Genomic DNA, 17,359 nt, shown 5'->3' on the forward strand with positions numbered 1-17,359 from the left:
CAATACAAACCCATGAGCAGATTCATGAGACCACGAAGAATCGTGGGTTTCTGGTCATTTCAACAATAAGACCCGGCATACTCCAAATATGCTGCCTGCCGATCCAATCTTTCTTAAGGTTTAGCAAAAAAAATGTACTTGTTGATCTTTTTGCGCAAACCTACCTGGATACCCCAGTTTTGGTAGCGTTGATCGATGGCGTAATCATTGGCCGTAAACGAACCGGAATGGTGCAATACATAAGGCTCCAGCACCAGCCGCAAACGTGGTGTGATGGGATAACTCGCAGCGATACTGCCATATAAGGCTACGCCCAAACTATTGCGAAAAGCCGGATAAGCATCGGGCGTTTTACTTGAAAAATCCAGCACTCTATTCAGATCAGGCGACAAAAAGTTGCCCTTTTGATTGAAGGCCATATTCAAATACACTCCAGCATTGGCAGAAAGGGTAAACTTGCCCACATTGTTGCGCTCGTAACCTACCACAACTGGAATATCAATGGTTTGAAAACTATTCTGTTGTGCTTGCTGCTGGTAAGTAAATGTTTCCCGGTGGTTGCTGTAGCTCAAACCACTGCGCACTGCAATGCCATCGGTGGAAACCATCGAAAAACGCAGTGCGGCTCGATACCCATTTTGCACTGCTTCACTTTGCTCCCGAGCCTGACGGTACAATTCAAATTCTGGTTCTCGCGCCTCCAGAGTTCTGGCAGGCAAATCCATTCCTGCCATTAACTCGCCGTATACGCGCCAGCCACGAGTTCTGGGCAGGTACAATGGTTTAGAACCATCCAGGCCAAGTTCAGGCTGGTAGGCCACATTGGTGTTGCGTGAATCCAGGAGCTTGAAGTTTTCTACTTTTTCTGTTTCTTCAGTTGCGAATGAAGTTGTGTTTTTTGCCTCAATCTCCCCAGGAATTTGAGCAGCATTAGCTGTATTCAAATTTTGCGAAGCCGAAATAATAGAAGGATTTTCTCTCGGAACCGGGTTTTTCAAATCCTGGTTCAAAATAACCGCAACTGGGGGGGTATGCCCATTGCCTTTGGAGTCCTTATTGAGTTGTGCAGCAGCCCGGCTATCCAGATTGGGCATCAATACGGCCGTTTTATAATTGCCAAAACTTTGTTCCAACAGTTTTTCTTCCATCCGCTGTTCCTCGGAACCAGCAGGATGTTGGCCCTGTGCATCAGGAGCTTCCATTGCAGGATTTATGGCTGCAATCGGCTTATTCGAATTGTTCTGCTTCAGCGGTTTGGACTGTTCTGGCTGATTGTCCATGTGCTCGGCCCACATCCAAATGGCCCCGGTCAAACTGAGCAGCAGCACAGCTGCAGTCAAGTACCAGACCAATAAACGCCGGCGGGATTCTTTCGCTTGAGCTGTTTTTCGGGCGTCCAGTGCGGCCCACAAGTGCATGGGCGTTTCCATGCTGTGGTGGTACAACTTGTCCCGAAAAAGATCATCCAGTGGATTGTGCTCACTCATACCGTAACTTTTTGTACATGCTCTAATTCCATGACCATTGCCTGCAGCATCTTGCGGGCTTTCACCAATTGTGACCGGGAAGTACTCTCTTGAACCCCCAGGGTATCCGCTATTTCGGCGTGACTGTAGCCTTCAATGGCGTACAGGTTGAACACGATGCGGTAGCCCTCGGGTAGGCGGGCAATCAGCCCCAAGAGTTCTGCTTCACTGAGCTGGGAAAAAACACTGGGTTCAGCAGCGGAAAAATCCTCCCTTATTTCCAGGCCGTATTGCTCATGTGTAAAACTTTTGCGGTCAAAGGTTTTTAGTGCCGTATTCACCACCACGCGGCGAATCCAGCCCTCAAAGGAACCTTTGTTCTGAAATTGATGCAAATGATCGAAGATTTTGATGAAAGCGTCTTGTAAAACATCTTCCGCTTCCATCTGATGGCGGGCATAACGCATACATACCGACAACATCTTTCCAGCGTAACGCTTAAAAAGTTCCTGTTGGCATTCTCGTTTTTGCCGCAAACAACCTTCGATGATTTCTTTTTCAGTCACAAGTTTAACAGGTCTGATTGAATAGAGCCGACAGCGTACTGATTCGCTGCCTAAAGCCTGTCACGAAAATACAACAATAGTCCGTTTACGGTATGAGGATGTTGAAAAAAGCCTGCTTTCCAACGTTGAAAGGCTTCCTCAAGCGGCATGAGTTCAACGTCGACATCTTCGCCCGTATCCAAGTCGATGACATGATTGGGTTCGCAATCGGTGGCCAACCAGTGGTAGATGTAAGAATCTATGAAGACGGGATTGGAAGGGATGCTACCCAAAAAGGTCCAATTTTCACTGGCATAACCCGTCTCTTCGCGCAATTCACGCTGAGCCGAAAAATGGTGCTCTTCCCCGGGGTCGACAATCCCACCGGGCAGTTCCAGTGTTTCAAGACGGATGCCCACCCGGAATTGGCGAGCCAAAATCAATTCTTGATTGGGTGTAATCGCAACCACATTAGCAGCATCAGGCGAGTTAAGGATAATCATCCGTTCTGTAATGCCATTGCGAGGGTTGGTCAGATGGTCGAAGCGGGCCTGAAAGAGTTTGAGATCAGGGCCAGGTTCGGAATGTTGGATTTTCCAGGAGTTTGGGTTGGAAGGCATGGGTATGGTTGTAGGGGCGCCCCGTGCGGGCGCCCTTGATAAGGCGAATCGGCACACAAGGGACGCAAATATGGGCACCCGCATAGGGTGCCCCAACGAATCATTTTGCGTCATCAATAATGGCATCATCGATCAGATCATTGCCATCATTGTCCCCATCTTCGAATCCGTGGGTTTTATTCCCTTTGGTTGATTGGAAGTCTGGGTCTTTGCTGAGCCTTGGTTCAGTAGAAAACGCTCCACTATCACCATCGGCCCAACGTTTGGCTTTTTCAAAGAAGTCATCGTGTTTGCCAAGGTCATTCTTTTTGGCGTCGTCCATTACGTCCATAAAAGTGCGGTCTTTGTCCTTGGCTTTTTCCTCAATTTTGTCGCCCATTTCTTTGGCTTTTTGGATGAGGTCGTCCATGCTGTTTTGGTGTTTTTCCGAGGAGGCTTCTTTTTTGGCTTTTTCGTAGAGTTCATCGGTTCTGGTGATGACCTCGCCTTGCATTTCTTTCACCTTTTCCCACACTTCGCCGCCTTTTTCCATCACCTTCTCCCCTACTGTTCCGGCTACTTCTTTCATGGTTTCAAAAACAGAACTACCTACGTCCAGTAGTTTTTCACCCGCCTTGGCGGCTACTTCTTCTACTTTTTTGCCTGCTTCCATGGTAGTATCCAATACTTTGGCACCTATTTTTTCAGCGGTAGTTTTTTCCCGGGGCGTTGCAGGATCTGCGCTGTCCAGGGTATCGAAGTTGAGTGGCCGATCCTCCACAATTGGGTTGGTCACTGGCGGTGGTGGTGTCGTCGTTTGTTTTTGGGTTTCTTCAAAAAGGTCGTTGATGTTTTCTACCGGCGGAGTTGTTGGTGGAGGTGTGGAAGCAACCGGAGGTGTTTCCGGCTCTTTTTTGGTTCCCATCACATCCTGAGCTTTGTCAATCACTTTGGCACCAAGATCTTCTACTTTATCCAGCGCATCATTGAAGAAATCTTCTGCTTTATGGACAAATTCTCCCGAACGCTCTTTTATTTCTTGTCCAGCTTCTTTAGCGGTTTCCACAGCTTTATTGGCTGCTGATTTGCCTAAAGATTGAGCGCCAAACAACACTTTTTTGATTTCATTAAAAAATCCCATAGCAATTTGGATTTTTGAGTTGGTTAATTTTTTGGGAAAGACAGGCTAAATATAGTGGAAAAACAAGGGTATTCCAAAAATTGCATCGACAATTACAGGGTAGTGATCGACCGAAAGCAATGCGCTCAAAAAACGGGTTTATCCTTTATGTTCAAAAAAGTCTCTATCTCCTGCTCCAAATACAACGCATGCCCCGGCTGTGAAAAGCCACCAACCAAACGTTGGCGTTCGGCACTGGTGGTCAGGGCGGTGACTGCGTAAGTATAATCGGGCCGACCATTGGTTTTACTGGGAACGTACTCTTCTACAAACAACTGCTCAATATCCCGCACAGCCATGAAGCGGTTGGGGTTAAAAGGGATGGGAATGGGTCCATTTTTGATGTCGACTCCCTGACTGGTAACAACAATACTGGTTTTATTGAGCATCAAGCCCAGGGTGTACATCAAAAAAGATACACCTACCAAAATGTGTAGGCTAGCAAACAACAAAATGCGCCATTCACCGGTAGCAACACCCATTACAATAAATGGAGTGAGGATGGCATTCCACACAATGGTAAACAATAAAAAAAAGCCCCAGCGCCGCGTATTCCGCCAAGGAATAATGAAACGCAACTCACCAAAATCACGTTCGGTAATTACCCCCTTAGGCATTTCTATTCTCCGGCCATCGTTGGGTCTTGCAAAAGTGCTGCTTTGTTGTCGATTGGCTTCCCTCATCAATTCATGCACTGTTTCTAATATGCTCAAATTGGAGGCATCTGCATTCGCTGGCGCGAAAGAAAAAACAGCATTGCAATTGCGGCATTTGGCCACCATGTTTTGCAAATTGACATCCTCGGCAAGAATGAGTTGCCCGCAGGCGATACAGCTCAATTGGTTGGACATAGGTTTTAGTGTTGGTCAATTGATTCAGACTTTATACAGGTGTCTCTACGAAAAAATATGTTCTAAGTTAATCCTTTTTTCTTGTTGTCGCATTTGAATTGGCTTTTCAAGCCTAAATTTGCTACCAAACCATCCTCAACAATTACTTATGCAATATCGACAACTGGGAAAAACCGAACTCCAGGTAAGTACCATCTGCCTGGGCACCATGACCTTTGGAGAACAAAACACCGAAGCCGAAGGCCACGCACAAATGGATTACGCGTTGGAACAGGGGATCAATTTTTTTGACACTGCTGAAATGTATTCCGTTCCTTCCCGCAAGGAAACCCAAGGCAGTACCGAACGCATCATTGGTACTTGGTTCAAAAAAACGGGCAATCGGGATAAAATCATCCTTGCCTCAAAAGTAACTGGCCCATTCGGCCTGTATCAGTTGGACCGTGGCCCATTTGATTTTTCAAAAGAACAAATCAATGCAGCCTTGGAGGGCAGTTTGCAGCGCCTGCAAACGGATTACATCGACTTGTACCAACTGCATTGGCCGGAGCGCAAAATGAACATGTTTGGCAAACGGGGTTTTGCCTACGACCCCAACGATCCCTGGGTCGACAATTTCAAAGAAGTTTTACATGCGCTGGATGAACTGGTCAAAGCCGGAAAAATTCGCCACGTTGGCCTCTCCAACGAAGTACCCTGGGGCCTGATGCGCTTTTTGCAGGAATCAGAACGACATAATCTGACACGGGTGGTGAGTATTCAAAACCCCTACAATTTGCTAAACCGCCTGTTTGAAGTGGGCTTGGCCGAAATGGCGATTCGGGAAAAGGTGGGCTTATTGGCTTATTCGCCGCTAGGATTTGGGCGTTTGTCGGGTAAGTTCAATCGGCCGGGCGAGGATTTAAGCAAAGCCCGGATCAATCTCTTCAAGCAATATACCCGTTACAATAGCCCACAGTGTTTGGAGGCAGTGGAAAAGTACTTGCAAATTGCTGAGAAGTATGGGCTCAATCCGACGCATCTGGCCTTGAGTTTTGTAAACAGTCGCCCTTTTTTGACTAGCAATATCATTGGGGCAACGACGATGGAGCAGTTGAAAGAGAATATCGATAGTATTGAGGTGAATTTGTCGGAGGAAGTGTTGAGGGAGATTGATGCGGTGCATGCGGCGATACCGGATCCAGCACCTTGATGATTTCGGATTTGGGATTTCGGCTGTGTGCGCTGCCTCTCCGAAATCCCAAATCCCCATCCGAAATGCTCACTTGAGTCGCGCAACCCAACCATCCATAGTGGTGGTCAGAATCTCACCACTGCCCAAAGGGACAACGTTATTGACCAGGGCATTGGACAATTTGTGCGCCCAAATCAGTTGTCGTTTTTCCCGGTCCACTACATAAACTACGCCCTTATCGCTGGCGATGTAAATTTTGCCCTCGTTTTCCACCGTAGGTGAAGGGCCGATTTCGTAACCAAATTTCAGGTTGAGGCTCCAGGCTTTTTCTCCTTTTAGGTCAAAAACCACCAGCGAGTCCTGCATGGTTTTGCTGTATAGTTCCAGGCGGTCGCTAGAGATGCCGATCGATTCGCGGCCTTTGGCGTAATTGCTCCGCCATACTTCCTTGCCAGTAACTGCATCGAGGGCCGTAAAATATCGATCCGGTGCAGCGATGAACACTTTACCATCTGCCACCACCGGCGTACAAGCGGCAGGTGAGTACAAGCGAGAACTTTGCCCATTGCTCCAACGCCAGAGGAATTTGCCCGTTTTTTTATCCAAAGCATAGAAGAAGGTGCCCCAATCACCGAAGTATACCCGTTCTGCATCTACGCAGGGGGTGCTTTCCACAAAATCAACCACCCCATTAAAAGTCCAGCGGGTACTCCCGTCCTTCAGGTTCAGCGCCCGAAACTTGCCTTCGGAGCTTCCCAAATACACCAGTTCACCATCAATTAAAGGGGAGGCGACGATTGATTTCCCGGTTTTGGTTTTCCAAAGCAACTTACCCGTTTTAAGATTCAAGCAATAAACGGAGCTATCTGTAGAAGCCACTACCACCCGATCAGTAGCCAAGGCAGGCGTAGAGAATATTTTTCCACGGGTAGTGTAGTGCCACAGTTTTTTTCCCGTTTTTACATCTAGTGCCACAATTTGCCCAGCACTATTGGGGTAAATGGCGAGTTCGGTATTGGCTACAATCCCTGCGCCCACATCGCTTTTGTCCTGAAACTTCCAAACAGTTTTGACCTGAGGGTATTTTTCATTGATGGAAAAATCGGGTTGAGGCTGGTCGGTATTTTCGTAGCGGTGTTTGTAAAGGAAAACTTTGTGCCACACGGGCAAGGTTTCTCCGTCGGCTTCTACTATCTGAATGCCTTCAGAGGCCTGAGCACGCAGAGGGCGGCGTTCGGCATAATACAGGGTATCAAACTGAATATTGACCAGATTGTACCCACCCACTGGATCCTTGGCGCGCAAATTGGAGCGCCCCATCACATTGGGAATACCGGCTGCGTCCAGGAATTTGTTGCGGTGCCCATGCCCACAAAGGGCAACCTGGGTGTTGCATTTTTTCAATTTTTCCAGCACTTGATACCAATTTGCCAAACCTGAATCCAAGGGATAATGATTGACAAACACGGTGGGCTGAGTCGCTGGGGTAGCATTAAGGATGGAATCCAGCCAAACCAGGTCTTCTCGGGGCACCAAACCTGGAGCCATCCGCATATTGGGTCCACTGCTGCATCCAATGAAGCGGAATCCGGCATGGTCAAAAACAAAACGATCGGCACCAAAAATGGCTCGAAAACTGTTGCAACCACTTTCCGACCACTTGGTATCATGGTTCCCGGGTACGATGTACAAGGGTTTGTTGAGTTGACTCAGGATGTTTTTGGCCTGTTTCAACTCAGCATCTGACCCAAATTCGGTGACATCACCCGAATGGATAACAAACGCAATATCAGCCTGGGCATTGATGTCGCGGACTGTACGCTCCAGATCTTCGGCTGCACTTGCACCACTGCCGATATGGGTATCGCTGATGTGAGCAAATTTGAAGGGCTGAGCCCCCAGGCAAAGGGGCAAAAAAACGGCAAAAATTGCACTGAATTTTAATACTCGTTTCATGGAATGTTGTTTTTATCCAAGTATTTTTACAAAAAGCTTATTTGACGCTTTGTTTATTCAAACACCGCCATTATGCAAAAGCTATTACCGTTGATTGTAGTATGGGCAAGTTTTGTCGGGCTTCAGGGGCAGTCTTGTGGGTTAAAAGTAGTCAATACACTGGATGGTTATCGCCAAAAAGTAGTAGAAAACGCCGATAATGAACTGGTCGAAATCATCAAAGTAATCCCCTCTGTCAAACTTGACATCAAATACGCCACCAAAGACAACCTGGTGCACCAGCGAGTGTACAAGCAGGCCCGGGCTTTTGCGCGGAAGCCAGTAGTTGAGGCCTTGCAAAAAATTCAGGCCGAGCTCAATACCCAGGGCTTGGGGATCAAGGTTTTTGACGGATACCGTCCTTATGCCGTTACTTGCCTGTTCTACGCCGCTATTCGGGACACCACCTTTGTGGCTGCGCCCTGGCGTGGTTCCAGACACAATCGGGGTTGTGCCCTGGATTTAACCCTGATCAATCTCAAAACAGGAAAAGAACTCCCCATGCCCTCCGGCTATGATGAAACCACCGAACGGGCATTTCACGATTATCAAGGGGGTACGGAGGAAGAACGCAAAAACCGGGCAATATTGCGCGAAGTAATGACCAAACATGGTTTTGCCATTTACAAATACGAGTGGTGGCATTACGATTTTATTGGTTTCGAACGATTTGACATTACGGATATTCCTTTTGAAGAACTCAGCAAATAACCCCCAACCCACGAATTTATTCGTGGGCAGGGAATGCCAATCTTAACCCACGAATTTATTCGTGGGCGGGGAATGACCAATCTTAATCCATGAATTTATTCGTGGGCAAACCCTCAACCATGCAGCCTCAACTCCTAAAACGGCTCCTTATTTTGGCTAGTGTCTCCATGTTGGTTTTGCTGGCCTGGTTTGCGCTTTCTTTTTATTTCAAACTTTACCGTCAGGTCAACCTCAACATTTGTGCAGGCCGACAAAATGGGGAAGGATATCATTTTGCGGAAGCTATAAAAAAGGTAGTCAACAAACACTACGCCTACAAAATCAAAAACCTGGAGATCATCGAGACTCCAGGATCGGAAGCCAACTCGGATTCCATCACCCGTGGAAGTGCCGATTTTGCCTTACTCCAGGCCGATGTAGAACATTTCCCCGATAATGGCGGTATCGTTGCCATTTTGTACGCAGATTTGTTCCAATTGGTAGTACGCAGCAACTCTGGTATTCAGCACATGCGTGATCTTAAAGGGAAAAAAGTGGCCTTGCCTGAAAAAGGGAGCGGGCAATACAGTTCATTTTGGGCCTTGGCGCACTATTATGGGATTGAAGAAAAAGACATCCAGGCCTACCATTTGCCTGGCAATGAAATTAGTCAACGAATGTTGGATGATTCTTTGGATGCCACTTTTTCTGTACGGGCATTGGGCAACCATTTTGTCCAGGGTTTATTGAGGACAGGTAAAGCCAAACTGGTTCCCATTGAAGACATCGATGCTTTTCGGATTGATCGGCCCTCCTTGGCGGCAGGAGTTATTCCACGCGGCGCTTATGGAGGGAGTCCTTATATTCCTGGCGAAGCTACCCAAACGATTGCCGTACCCAGGCTATTGGTAGCCCGCGATAAAATCGACAAAGAGGCGGTTCGCTTGGTCACTCAAGTGTTGTTTGAACGCCGCAATGACTTGATCAAAGCACTTGGCCATGAGTACCAACACCTGAGTGGGTCCATTACCCAACCCGATGGTCGACAGGGTACTTTTATCCCCCTGCATCCTGGAGCACAGGCTTTTTACGATCGGGAAAAACCCAATTTTTTTACGGAAAACATCGAATTATTTGGCATTTTGATTTCGATCCTCTTGCCACTTATTTCTGGTGCTTTGGGTTGGTACACCAATCGAATCGAAAAGCAGAAAAATACCGCAGATCAATATGCAAAAGAGGTAATGGCGATTGTGAATGATTTGCAGGAAACCAAAGACCTTGCGGGGCTGGATTTGAAACGGGAAGCGATGCTCAATGTGCTCAATCGCGTCATGGAAGACTTGGACAACGATGTTTTAAACCTGGAAGGCTTCCATTTGTTTTCATTCACCTGGGAAATGGGCTATCAGGCCTTGAAGGAGCGGAGCCGGGCACTAAAGCGGAGTTAAGCCTCGACTAAAAATTACATTGGGTTAATAACGACAACACCTGCAAGGTTTTGAAAGTCGCTTACATTTCTGGTTACAATGGCACAGTTGTGAACGATTGCTGTTGCCGCGATAATCGCATCTGGTAACTTAATTCTGCGCTGTTGCTTGATTTCAACTACTTTTTGTACAATAGATTCTTCTATGGAGAACCGGAACAAAATACCTAGCAGGGCTTCAGTCTCTCGCTTTTCATTTTCATCAGAAAAAGGATAACCGAGCGTCTCCATAAATGAAATATCAGAAATAAAAAGTTGATCCTCGGGCTGAATAAAGCCTCCAGGGTCTAACTGTTTTTTTTGCAACATAAATAATGATATTGGAGTCAAATAAGAGTCTACGACCACTCATTCCGTTGTTGATTTTGCCATTCTACCGGATCAATAATATCTTGAAAAAGAGGAGAAGTCTGTTTTTTGAGCGTTTCTTGCAATAAGAAAAGTTGACTATTAGAGCCAGCTGGTTTCTCCTCTCGCACTAAGTTAGGAGAAGGAACTTCCTCTTCAATTTTTACATAATCCAAAGTTTTTAAAAATTGAAGAATTAGCAAGTATCGACTTTCTTCTATGTTTAGGATGAGTTTTTGCATAAGAAACAATTAAAATGATTGTAAAACTTACAGTAGTGATTTAACAAAAAATCACTACTGTAAGTTTCAAACTACTTTACCAACTCAAACTTATACTGCAATCGCTCAATGATCGGGCTATCCTTCCCCGGCATGGTATTCTCCAGGATGATGTCCACATCGATCGTTTCACTTTCCGTTTTATCGGTGCTGTCGAAAGTCACTTTGATTTTGCCAGATTCACCAGGTTTCACTGCATCAGTGGAATAATCGGTGGTGGTGCAATCACAAGCGGTGATGATGGCGATCTTCAGTTCAGCATCCCCTTTGTTGGTGAATTCAAAGGTAAATTCCCGCTTCTCGCCCTTTTTTACTTTCCCAAAATCCACCTCGCGGATTTTGAACTGCATGATGGGCACTCCCTTGAGCTCTTTCGCATAGTACAGCGTAGAAAAGCGGTGAATCGTATCCTTTACTGGAGTTGGAGCAGGAACGGTGTCAATCATTTTATTGCGGTTGGGCGCAGGTTTGGTTGTGGTTGGCTTTTTGCGCAATTCCGCTTTTTTGATCACAATTTTGGTTGGGCCTTTGATGATTTTGAACTCGGTGCGGCGGTTCAACTGGTGGGCGGCTTCTTGTTGTTCCTTGGTTTCCAGGTTATCAATAAAGGCTTGAGTCAGGGTATCTTTCACGGTCATGAACAGGTACTCTGACGCCATTTTTTCATTCACAGGTTTGGGTTGTGATTCGCCGTAACCTTTGGCCTGTATCCGGGTAGAGGAGATTCCTTTTGCCAACAACCACTTACGTGCGGACTCGGCCCGGCGTTGAGACAGATCCTGGTTGTAGGTATCCCGGCCACGGTAATCCGTGTGCGAGCTCAACTCGATGACCATATCGGGGTATTTTTTCATCAGTTCCAAAACCAGATTGAGGTCGGGTTCGGACTCGGGTGTGATTTTATCGTCGTCGTAGCCATACACGATGTTGTCCAAAAGGATGGGTTGCTCGGTGGTTACAGTATCGTACTCCGGTTCTTCTTTTACCTTGGTTTCGGGCCGGGCTTTCAGGAAGAATCTTTTTTCCAGAACCTTACTTTCCTTCAAACCAATCGTGGAAACCTGCGCACTATCCGGGAAATACCCTGGCACAGTCACTTTAATCTTGTAGGCCTTGTCCAAAGTCAAAGGGAAATCAAAGCGGTTGCCTTCTGTGTTCAATTTTTGATCTACCGGAGTAATTTCGGTGGTTGCAACTATTCCGAGCTTGGTAGTCCCTCCTTTGAGTGGCTTTTTGGCAATGTCGAACACCCCGACCACCAAATCTGCCTTGATGCGTGGTACTTCAAATTCGTAAATATCGTCACAGCAGGTTTTGGCGCGTACCGAGCGGTTGGTGCCGGGGCGATTGGATGTAAAAAAACCTTTGTACCCTTCCCGATCCAATGAGAAGTATTGATCATCGGTGGAAGAGTTGTAACCATTGCCCAGGTTGCGGGGCTCGCTCCACACCTGGCCATTCCATACAGTGAAGAAAATATCCTGTCCACCATAGCCAGGATGACCATTGGAGCTGAAATACAAGGTTCCATCAAAGTAAAATGGTGTAATTTCATCGCCAGGAGTATTGATTTTGGGGCCCAAATTGATTGGATCGCCGTATACACCTTCTCCTTTGTAGGTGGCATAATAGAGGTCCAAACCACCTTGTCCACCATCCATGTTGGAGGTAAAAAAGATGACTTCTTTGCCAAACAACTCGCCAACAACCGGGTGAAGGGACAAATATTCACCATTGATTCCAGTACATTCCTGAGCAGCTCCCCAGGAATCGCCACCACCCTGGCTGTAGAATATTTTACTTTCAGAAACTTCGTTGCCTTGCATTAACGCACGGGTGAAGTACATGCGGCTACCATCAGGAGAGAAGGATACAAAAGAGGTTTGGTAGCCTTCGCGGTTGATTTTTTGATCCAGCACTTCTGGTTTGCCCCAGCCTTTATCCGTTCTGGTTGTTTTGTAAATTTTAGCTCCTTTTTCTTCTGCAGAATCAGAGGCGATCACCACTTCATCCGTCTCAAAGCTGACGTAGTACAAGCTACCATCCCGGTACAAGGAAGGAGAATATTCCGAAAAGGCATTGCTCACGTTTTTGTCCAAAGCCTTGGGCGTCACCTTGGCTTTGGTTTTGGACATGGCCATTTCACAGCCGGTGACTTCATATTGGGCCAGTTCCTTGAGTTTTTCGTCTTTGGTAGCGCCAATGAATTTCTGGAACTCCTCCAAGGCCTCTTCACAATCCCCATTCATTTTAAGCGAACGACCAAATTTGTAACGCAACTCCACAAAGTTGTTTTGTTTGTCCTTGCGCAACAAAGCCCGGTAATAACGAGCTGCTTTGGTATAATCCCGCAGTTGGTAGTTCATATCCGCCAATTGTGGCAACAAGGATTCGTCCTCTACTTCCTCGTAGGCCTTCTCCAGCAGGGTGACTGCCTGATAGTAATTCTTGTCCGTCATAGCGGCCTCCGCAGCTTCCAGGTTTGCTTCCCGGGAAGACTTGCGCAAGGGCTGAGCCTGCAAACTAAGCCCAGCAAAAAGAAGCAACAACAAAATTGAAAAATAACTTTTCATATCAACTAAGGATATTTGGCGTACAATTAGAGTCTAAAGTCTTGGGCACAAAATTGAAGGTGGCACATCGGGCTTTTTGTACAACTTGATGATGTAGTTGGCCGCCAGTTCAAAACCACCTTTGATGCCCCGGTCACTGGACAACTCGCCCAAACGCATGTCCCAGGAAGCACCAATGCGTAAGTCCTTGTGGTCAACCCCCAACAGCAAAATGGCTGCATCTCCCACGCGGTAACCCAAACCAGCATTGAAACGAATGTCTGGATTCCACTTGTAACCTGCCATTACTTCTGGTACAATCTCGGTAGAATTGGCTACCGCTTGAAACAGCAGTGAAGGCGAAATGCTGATTTTATCGGTCAGGTTTTTGGTGTATAAGCCATGAAAAATTGTGCGGCTTGGTTTCTTTACTTTGTTGGCGCGCTTACCTGTTGAGGTAGTATCCCGATTGCCTAAACTAAAGCCGTATTCAGGGCCATTGATGTGGGCTGCCGAAACTCCAAGTTCCAACAAATCACCTTCTTTATTGGTTGTTTTGAACATCAAACCAATAGAGAAAGAGCGCGATGCTTGTGACTCATAATAGGGGTTATCAGGGTCTGGTGAACCTTGTCCGAAGCGTTGGCGATCGGAACTCAATTGTCCGGTACCACCACCACTTGGCCCAAGGATATCTTCTTCAAAAAGCAGACTATCCGCCTGAACCGAGTATTTAGTGCTTCCAGTTGAAAAGCCCAGGGTAAGGTGTTGGTTTCCTTTTTTGCTCAATGCAAAATGGTAGGATGCGTTGATCGCACCTTGCATGGAGGAACCCAAACGGGAAGTACCCGCCCGATCACCATAAAATGAAAAGCCTGCACCGACCCAGTCATTGCGCTTTTTGCGAAAACCTTTGACTACTGGCGCATCTATAAAAAAGGAACGGGTTGAAAAATCTTTAGGAAGGAACAACCACTGATCCCGGTAAATACCACCGATCCTGGCAGTGCCAAAAAAAGCTCCGGCCTGGGCAGGGTTTAAAGTTAGGGGCGACATGTTGTACTGGGAAAAGTGAATGTCTTGGGCTCCCAGATGGACCGTAGTGCAAAGCAAAAAAAAGCAGCTCAGCCGGTAGAAAATTCTCATACGCTGGTTTTTAAACGGTAAGTTAGCGGTTATCTGTTGACCGCACAAACAAATTAACGCAGATTCATTGGAATTATGGATTGTGCAAAGCCCTTTTAGCGTTTTTTTTTATTTATTGTCACCCATCAGCTAATCTCGGCGGGAGTGTTGGGCTCGATTGCTAGAAAAATTTTTTCAAGGTCAATTTGTTCCATACATTTAAAATGCCCCTTAGGACAAGCATCAAAACCAATTTTGGAGCAAGGACGGCAGCTCAGTTGTTTTGCCTCTATGGTGGTATTTTTCTCCATTCCATCTGGATAGAAGGGAGTCATTCCAAACTCTGGAATGGTATTGCCCCACACTGAAATTATCGGCTTGCGCAAAGCCGCAGCAATGTGCATTAGTCCAGTATCATGAGTGATGACTTGTTGGGCCTGACGAACCAGCGATGCCGATTGGTGCAAACTATACTTCCCGCAAGTATTGACTACATGAGGCCCGCTTGCCTGGATAATTTGTTCAGCCGCCGGGCGGTCGTCTGGCCCTCCCAACAAGAGGACTGGCTGCTGAATACCCTGACAAATTTCAATTAGCTTTTTGACTGGCAAACGTTTGGTGGCGTGTGCCGCACCAATGACCAGGGCGATGTAATGGCCATGCAGCAAATCATTGCGTAGCTCAGGCGAAAGGTTTTGCTCGGCAGCTAAATTGCGCAATTGCACTTCCTGTGCTTCTGGGATGAAATAATCCAGGCCTTGGCCATCGTACTGAACACCTAATTTTTTGACGGTATCCAGGTAGCGGTTTACAATGTGGGTGCGGGGCAATACATCCCATTTAAAACGCACCATCAACCATTTTTGAAAGTTGATTTTGTCAAAAGAGCGGTTGGCGGTTCGTAGCAAGAGCTTGGCCTGAAAACTGCGCAGGTTGTGGTGCAAGTCAATCACCCAATCGTATTGTTCACTTTTTAGGTCCTCTCCGATTTCGCTGATTTTCGACTTAATGGCATAAACCTTGTCGACATATGGATTGGCGTCCAGGATGTTTCTGAATGGTTTTTTGGTCAAAAAATGTACCTCTGCCTGCAATTGTTGTTTCAGGCAACGCACCACAGGTGTTGTCAGCACGATATCCCCAATCGATGAAAAACGGATGATCAAAATTTTTACAGGCACAGTTTACAGTTTTATGGGTGATCAATCAAACTGATCCTACAAATTGATGCAGTGGAATAGATTGAGGCGAAACTACTGAACTGCTGAAAATTAAACAGTAAATAAAGATTAAATGATCTGTATCAATTCGTAAACTGGCAATAAACTTTCACCCTGGAAGTGTTTGCCTTCTTCGAGTCGTTCCCGATGAGCGGCCATCAATTCTTCATCTTTTTGCATAAAGCCCCACAGTGTTTTCACCACTTTGCAAAATCGATCAAAATCGTGCGTTGCAGGAATATCCGGGGTTCCCAAAGCAATGAGTAAGCGTTTGAAGCGGTCAAAATGGTACAGGCTGTATTGATTAGGATAGCGAAAAGCCAGGTAGAGAGACACGATTTGATAGCCATCCTGATGAAAATGTTTGCTTTCCCGGCTACGTGGGTGTTTTTCCAAAAATTCGGTCAACAATTCATCACAATAAAAAACAAAGCGCCCTACCCTGCCGTCAACTTTTTTATTTTCATCAAAAAGATCCAGAAACATCTGTTTGACAAAGTCGGGCTGCATGCGCCAGAATTCCAGCATCATCCGTTTGGGTTCGTAGTGCTCGCGGTTCCACAATCGCCGGGTTTGGGTATTGTTGAGGCTGCGGTTGTACATCGACGCCAGATCGCTAGACTCCAGATTCCAGTTTTCTTGAAAGATTTTTTGCGACTCGTATATGTAGAGATGTTCCTCTTTGGCATCCGAGGCCAGGTGGGTTTTGAATTGATCTAGTGCTTCTTGAATTTTTTTCAGTTGCATGGGAAAAAATTGAACCCACAAATTTGGAAAAATTTTGAAAAAGAAGCAGAAAAGATTTAAAATGAATTGATGCGTGGTGCCTCAATTCATGGAATAGGTGCGTAAAAAACGCCAAAGTCGATCGTAACGATCGAGTACCAGATCAGTTACCCCTGATTTCTTAAGCTGTTGGCAATAAGCATTTGCTAATCTTTCAAAGTCAGGACGCAGGCTCAGGCGGGCAATGGCAATGGCGCGCATGCAGCGGTGTAAGTGATTGTGTAGGTAAAGAGTGGGTGTTTCCGGATCGGTATTATAAAGGTTGTCGACGTTTTCGAGGCGGGTATAACGCTCCAGGAAACTGATCCCTCTTGATAAAATCCCTTTTTGAATGGCATTTACTGCTGGCAGAATATCTTCTTCACAGCAAATGGAAAACCGCTCGAATGGTTGTTCAAACAGTTTGCCTAGTGGTGTAAACAGCGTAAAATTATTGGACTGCAACTCGGGCAAACCTTGGGTAAATGGCTGAGCCAAATCCTCCACAGCATCGTGCCGAACGCCCAGATAAACTTCCAATATTTGAACATTATCTCCTGGAATCCAATTCAATACAACGCATTGAAAGCCCGTGGGTGTAACCCGTCGGAATTGGTTGAGCTGGGGCATAAAGAAAAAATCCCGCTCAGCCAGTCGCTTTTTCAAGGCTTCCTGAATCTGATTTTTTAGCAAATTGGACTGTTGTACATGGAGGCTACTCATGGAGTAAGTTTAAATCCAAAACGAAGGTAAGTCAAATTTTCGAAAGCTATGTTAATTGAATGTAAAGTTTGTGCTGAATGGCTCAAAAATTGCTACAACAAGCATGTTTTCACGCATTTGCAGGCAAAAAAAAGCCAGGAGCATGCCCCTGGCCACCTAAAAAACCCGACTGTTATAAAATGCAAAAACTAAAAACAGGAAAAAAGACGACTGTAGTTCGAATAGAAGATTCTTTATTGAAATAAGCCTGTATCCTAGGATTTGTACTCACTTTATCAAAACTTTAACTGGACAAAATCGTTGCAATTGTCAATTTTGCGCGTCTAAATGGCGTTATTAACATCCACAAGAGCATG

The 17,359-nt window shown here is 46.2% G+C and carries 16 protein-coding genes; 3 read left to right on the forward strand and 13 right to left on the reverse strand.

The window, feature by feature from the left end; genetic code table 11:
• Positions 1–113 precede the first annotated feature (113 nt).
• From SFV55_RS25215 to SFV55_RS25235, 5 genes are all read right to left on the reverse strand, one after another.
• Positions 114–1,487 (reverse strand): hypothetical protein, encoded by a 1,374-nt coding sequence (locus tag SFV55_RS25215; RefSeq protein WP_320032349.1) that lies wholly within the window; start codon positions 1,485–1,487, stop codon positions 114–116.
• Positions 1,484–2,032, reverse strand: coding sequence for a sigma-70 family RNA polymerase sigma factor (locus SFV55_RS25220; RefSeq protein ID WP_320032350.1), 549 nt, complete (start codon positions 2,030–2,032; stop codon positions 1,484–1,486). The genes SFV55_RS25215 and SFV55_RS25220 overlap by 4 nt, the downstream gene beginning before the upstream one ends.
• 50 nt (positions 2,033–2,082) lie before the next feature.
• Positions 2,083–2,631, reverse strand: a complete 549-nt coding sequence (locus SFV55_RS25225; RefSeq protein ID WP_320032351.1) for an NUDIX hydrolase — start codon at positions 2,629–2,631, stop codon at positions 2,083–2,085.
• Positions 2,632–2,731: 100 nt separating this feature from the next.
• Positions 2,732–3,751: a hypothetical protein gene (locus SFV55_RS25230; protein WP_320032352.1), complete on the reverse strand. Its 1,020-nt coding sequence runs from the start codon at positions 3,749–3,751 to the stop codon at positions 2,732–2,734.
• A 125-nt stretch (positions 3,752–3,876) separates the two neighbouring features.
• Entirely contained in the window at positions 3,877–4,641 is a 765-nt protein-coding gene (locus SFV55_RS25235; RefSeq protein WP_320032353.1) for a hypothetical protein, read from the reverse strand.
• Positions 4,642–4,789: 148 nt separating this feature from the next.
• On the opposite strand from SFV55_RS25235, the gene SFV55_RS25240 reads away from it, so the two are divergent.
• A complete protein-coding gene (locus tag SFV55_RS25240; RefSeq protein WP_320032354.1) occupies positions 4,790–5,833 on the forward strand; it encodes an NADP(H)-dependent aldo-keto reductase in 1,044 nt (347 codons plus the stop codon).
• 69 nt (positions 5,834–5,902) lie between these two features.
• Here the strand turns inward: SFV55_RS25240 and SFV55_RS25245 are convergent, their stop codons facing one another.
• The gene (locus SFV55_RS25245; RefSeq protein WP_320032355.1) at positions 5,903–7,771 is read right to left on the reverse strand and encodes a PQQ-binding-like beta-propeller repeat protein; all 1,869 of its coding nucleotides are present in this window, start codon (positions 7,769–7,771) and stop codon (positions 5,903–5,905) included.
• Between the two features lie 72 nt (positions 7,772–7,843).
• Here SFV55_RS25245 and SFV55_RS25250 point away from each other — a divergent pair, with 72 nt between their 5' ends.
• Both SFV55_RS25250 and SFV55_RS25255 read left to right on the forward strand, forming a co-directional pair.
• Positions 7,844–8,521 (forward strand): M15 family metallopeptidase, encoded by a 678-nt coding sequence (locus SFV55_RS25250; RefSeq protein WP_320032356.1) that lies wholly within the window; start codon positions 7,844–7,846, stop codon positions 8,519–8,521.
• Positions 8,522–8,610: 89 nt separating this feature from the next.
• Positions 8,611–9,951, forward strand: coding sequence for a TAXI family TRAP transporter solute-binding subunit (locus tag SFV55_RS25255; protein WP_320032357.1), 1,341 nt, complete (start codon positions 8,611–8,613; stop codon positions 9,949–9,951).
• 14 nt (positions 9,952–9,965) lie between these two features.
• Here the strand turns inward: SFV55_RS25255 and SFV55_RS25260 are convergent, their stop codons facing one another.
• The 7 genes from SFV55_RS25260 to SFV55_RS25290 all read right to left on the reverse strand — a co-directional run bounded on the left by SFV55_RS25260 (position 9,966) and on the right by SFV55_RS25290 (position 17,003).
• Positions 9,966–10,298 (reverse strand): type II toxin-antitoxin system VapC family toxin, encoded by a 333-nt coding sequence (locus SFV55_RS25260; RefSeq protein WP_320032358.1) that lies wholly within the window; start codon positions 10,296–10,298, stop codon positions 9,966–9,968.
• Between the two features lie 29 nt (positions 10,299–10,327).
• Positions 10,328–10,579, reverse strand: a complete 252-nt coding sequence (locus tag SFV55_RS25265; protein ID WP_320032359.1) for a hypothetical protein — start codon at positions 10,577–10,579, stop codon at positions 10,328–10,330.
• A 71-nt stretch (positions 10,580–10,650) separates the two neighbouring features.
• Positions 10,651–13,191, reverse strand: a complete 2,541-nt coding sequence (locus tag SFV55_RS25270) for a DUF1573 domain-containing protein (RefSeq protein WP_320032360.1) — start codon at positions 13,189–13,191, stop codon at positions 10,651–10,653.
• A 33-nt stretch (positions 13,192–13,224) separates the two neighbouring features.
• Entirely contained in the window at positions 13,225–14,316 is a 1,092-nt protein-coding gene (locus SFV55_RS25275; protein WP_320032361.1) for a PorP/SprF family type IX secretion system membrane protein, read from the reverse strand.
• A gap of 125 nt (positions 14,317–14,441) precedes the next feature.
• The gene (locus SFV55_RS25280; RefSeq protein WP_320032362.1) at positions 14,442–15,476 is read right to left on the reverse strand and encodes a glycosyltransferase family 9 protein; all 1,035 of its coding nucleotides are present in this window, start codon (positions 15,474–15,476) and stop codon (positions 14,442–14,444) included.
• A gap of 108 nt (positions 15,477–15,584) precedes the next feature.
• Positions 15,585–16,262, reverse strand: coding sequence for a hypothetical protein (locus tag SFV55_RS25285; RefSeq protein WP_320032363.1), 678 nt, complete (start codon positions 16,260–16,262; stop codon positions 15,585–15,587).
• Between the two features lie 81 nt (positions 16,263–16,343).
• Positions 16,344–17,003, reverse strand: coding sequence for a hypothetical protein (locus tag SFV55_RS25290; protein ID WP_320032364.1), 660 nt, complete (start codon positions 17,001–17,003; stop codon positions 16,344–16,346).
• Between the last annotated feature and the right edge of the window lie 356 nt (positions 17,004–17,359).

Source organism: Haliscomenobacter sp. (genome assembly GCF_033763495.1).
In the GTDB taxonomy this organism is placed as follows: domain Bacteria; phylum Bacteroidota; class Bacteroidia; order Chitinophagales; family Saprospiraceae; genus Haliscomenobacter.

What these genes read in the sequence shown, in the direction of transcription:
- SFV55_RS25285 (WP_320032363.1), bottom strand. Translation starts at nt 16,262, where the DNA reads ATGCAACTGAAAAAAATTCAAGAAGCACTAGATCAATTCAAAACCCAC.
- SFV55_RS25290 (WP_320032364.1), bottom strand. Translation starts at nt 17,003, where the DNA reads ATGAGTAGCCTCCATGTACAACAGTCCAATTTGCTAAAAAATCAGATT.
- SFV55_RS25230 (WP_320032352.1), bottom strand. Translation starts at nt 3,751, where the DNA reads ATGGGATTTTTTAATGAAATCAAAAAAGTGTTGTTTGGCGCTCAATCT.
- SFV55_RS25240 (WP_320032354.1), top strand. Translation starts at nt 4,790, where the DNA reads ATGCAATATCGACAACTGGGAAAAACCGAACTCCAGGTAAGTACCATC.
- SFV55_RS25265 (WP_320032359.1), bottom strand. Translation starts at nt 10,579, where the DNA reads ATGCAAAAACTCATCCTAAACATAGAAGAAAGTCGATACTTGCTAATT.
- SFV55_RS25215 (WP_320032349.1), bottom strand. Translation starts at nt 1,487, where the DNA reads ATGAGTGAGCACAATCCACTGGATGATCTTTTTCGGGACAAGTTGTAC.
- SFV55_RS25270 (WP_320032360.1), bottom strand. Translation starts at nt 13,191, where the DNA reads ATGAAAAGTTATTTTTCAATTTTGTTGTTGCTTCTTTTTGCTGGGCTT.
- SFV55_RS25250 (WP_320032356.1), top strand. Translation starts at nt 7,844, where the DNA reads ATGCAAAAGCTATTACCGTTGATTGTAGTATGGGCAAGTTTTGTCGGG.
- SFV55_RS25245 (WP_320032355.1), bottom strand. Translation starts at nt 7,771, where the DNA reads ATGAAACGAGTATTAAAATTCAGTGCAATTTTTGCCGTTTTTTTGCCC.
- SFV55_RS25255 (WP_320032357.1), top strand. Translation starts at nt 8,611, where the DNA reads ATGAATTTATTCGTGGGCAAACCCTCAACCATGCAGCCTCAACTCCTA.
- SFV55_RS25260 (WP_320032358.1), bottom strand. Translation starts at nt 10,298, where the DNA reads ATGTTGCAAAAAAAACAGTTAGACCCTGGAGGCTTTATTCAGCCCGAG.
- SFV55_RS25235 (WP_320032353.1), bottom strand. Translation starts at nt 4,641, where the DNA reads ATGTCCAACCAATTGAGCTGTATCGCCTGCGGGCAACTCATTCTTGCC.
- SFV55_RS25275 (WP_320032361.1), bottom strand. Translation starts at nt 14,316, where the DNA reads ATGAGAATTTTCTACCGGCTGAGCTGCTTTTTTTTGCTTTGCACTACG.
- SFV55_RS25225 (WP_320032351.1), bottom strand. Translation starts at nt 2,631, where the DNA reads ATGCCTTCCAACCCAAACTCCTGGAAAATCCAACATTCCGAACCTGGC.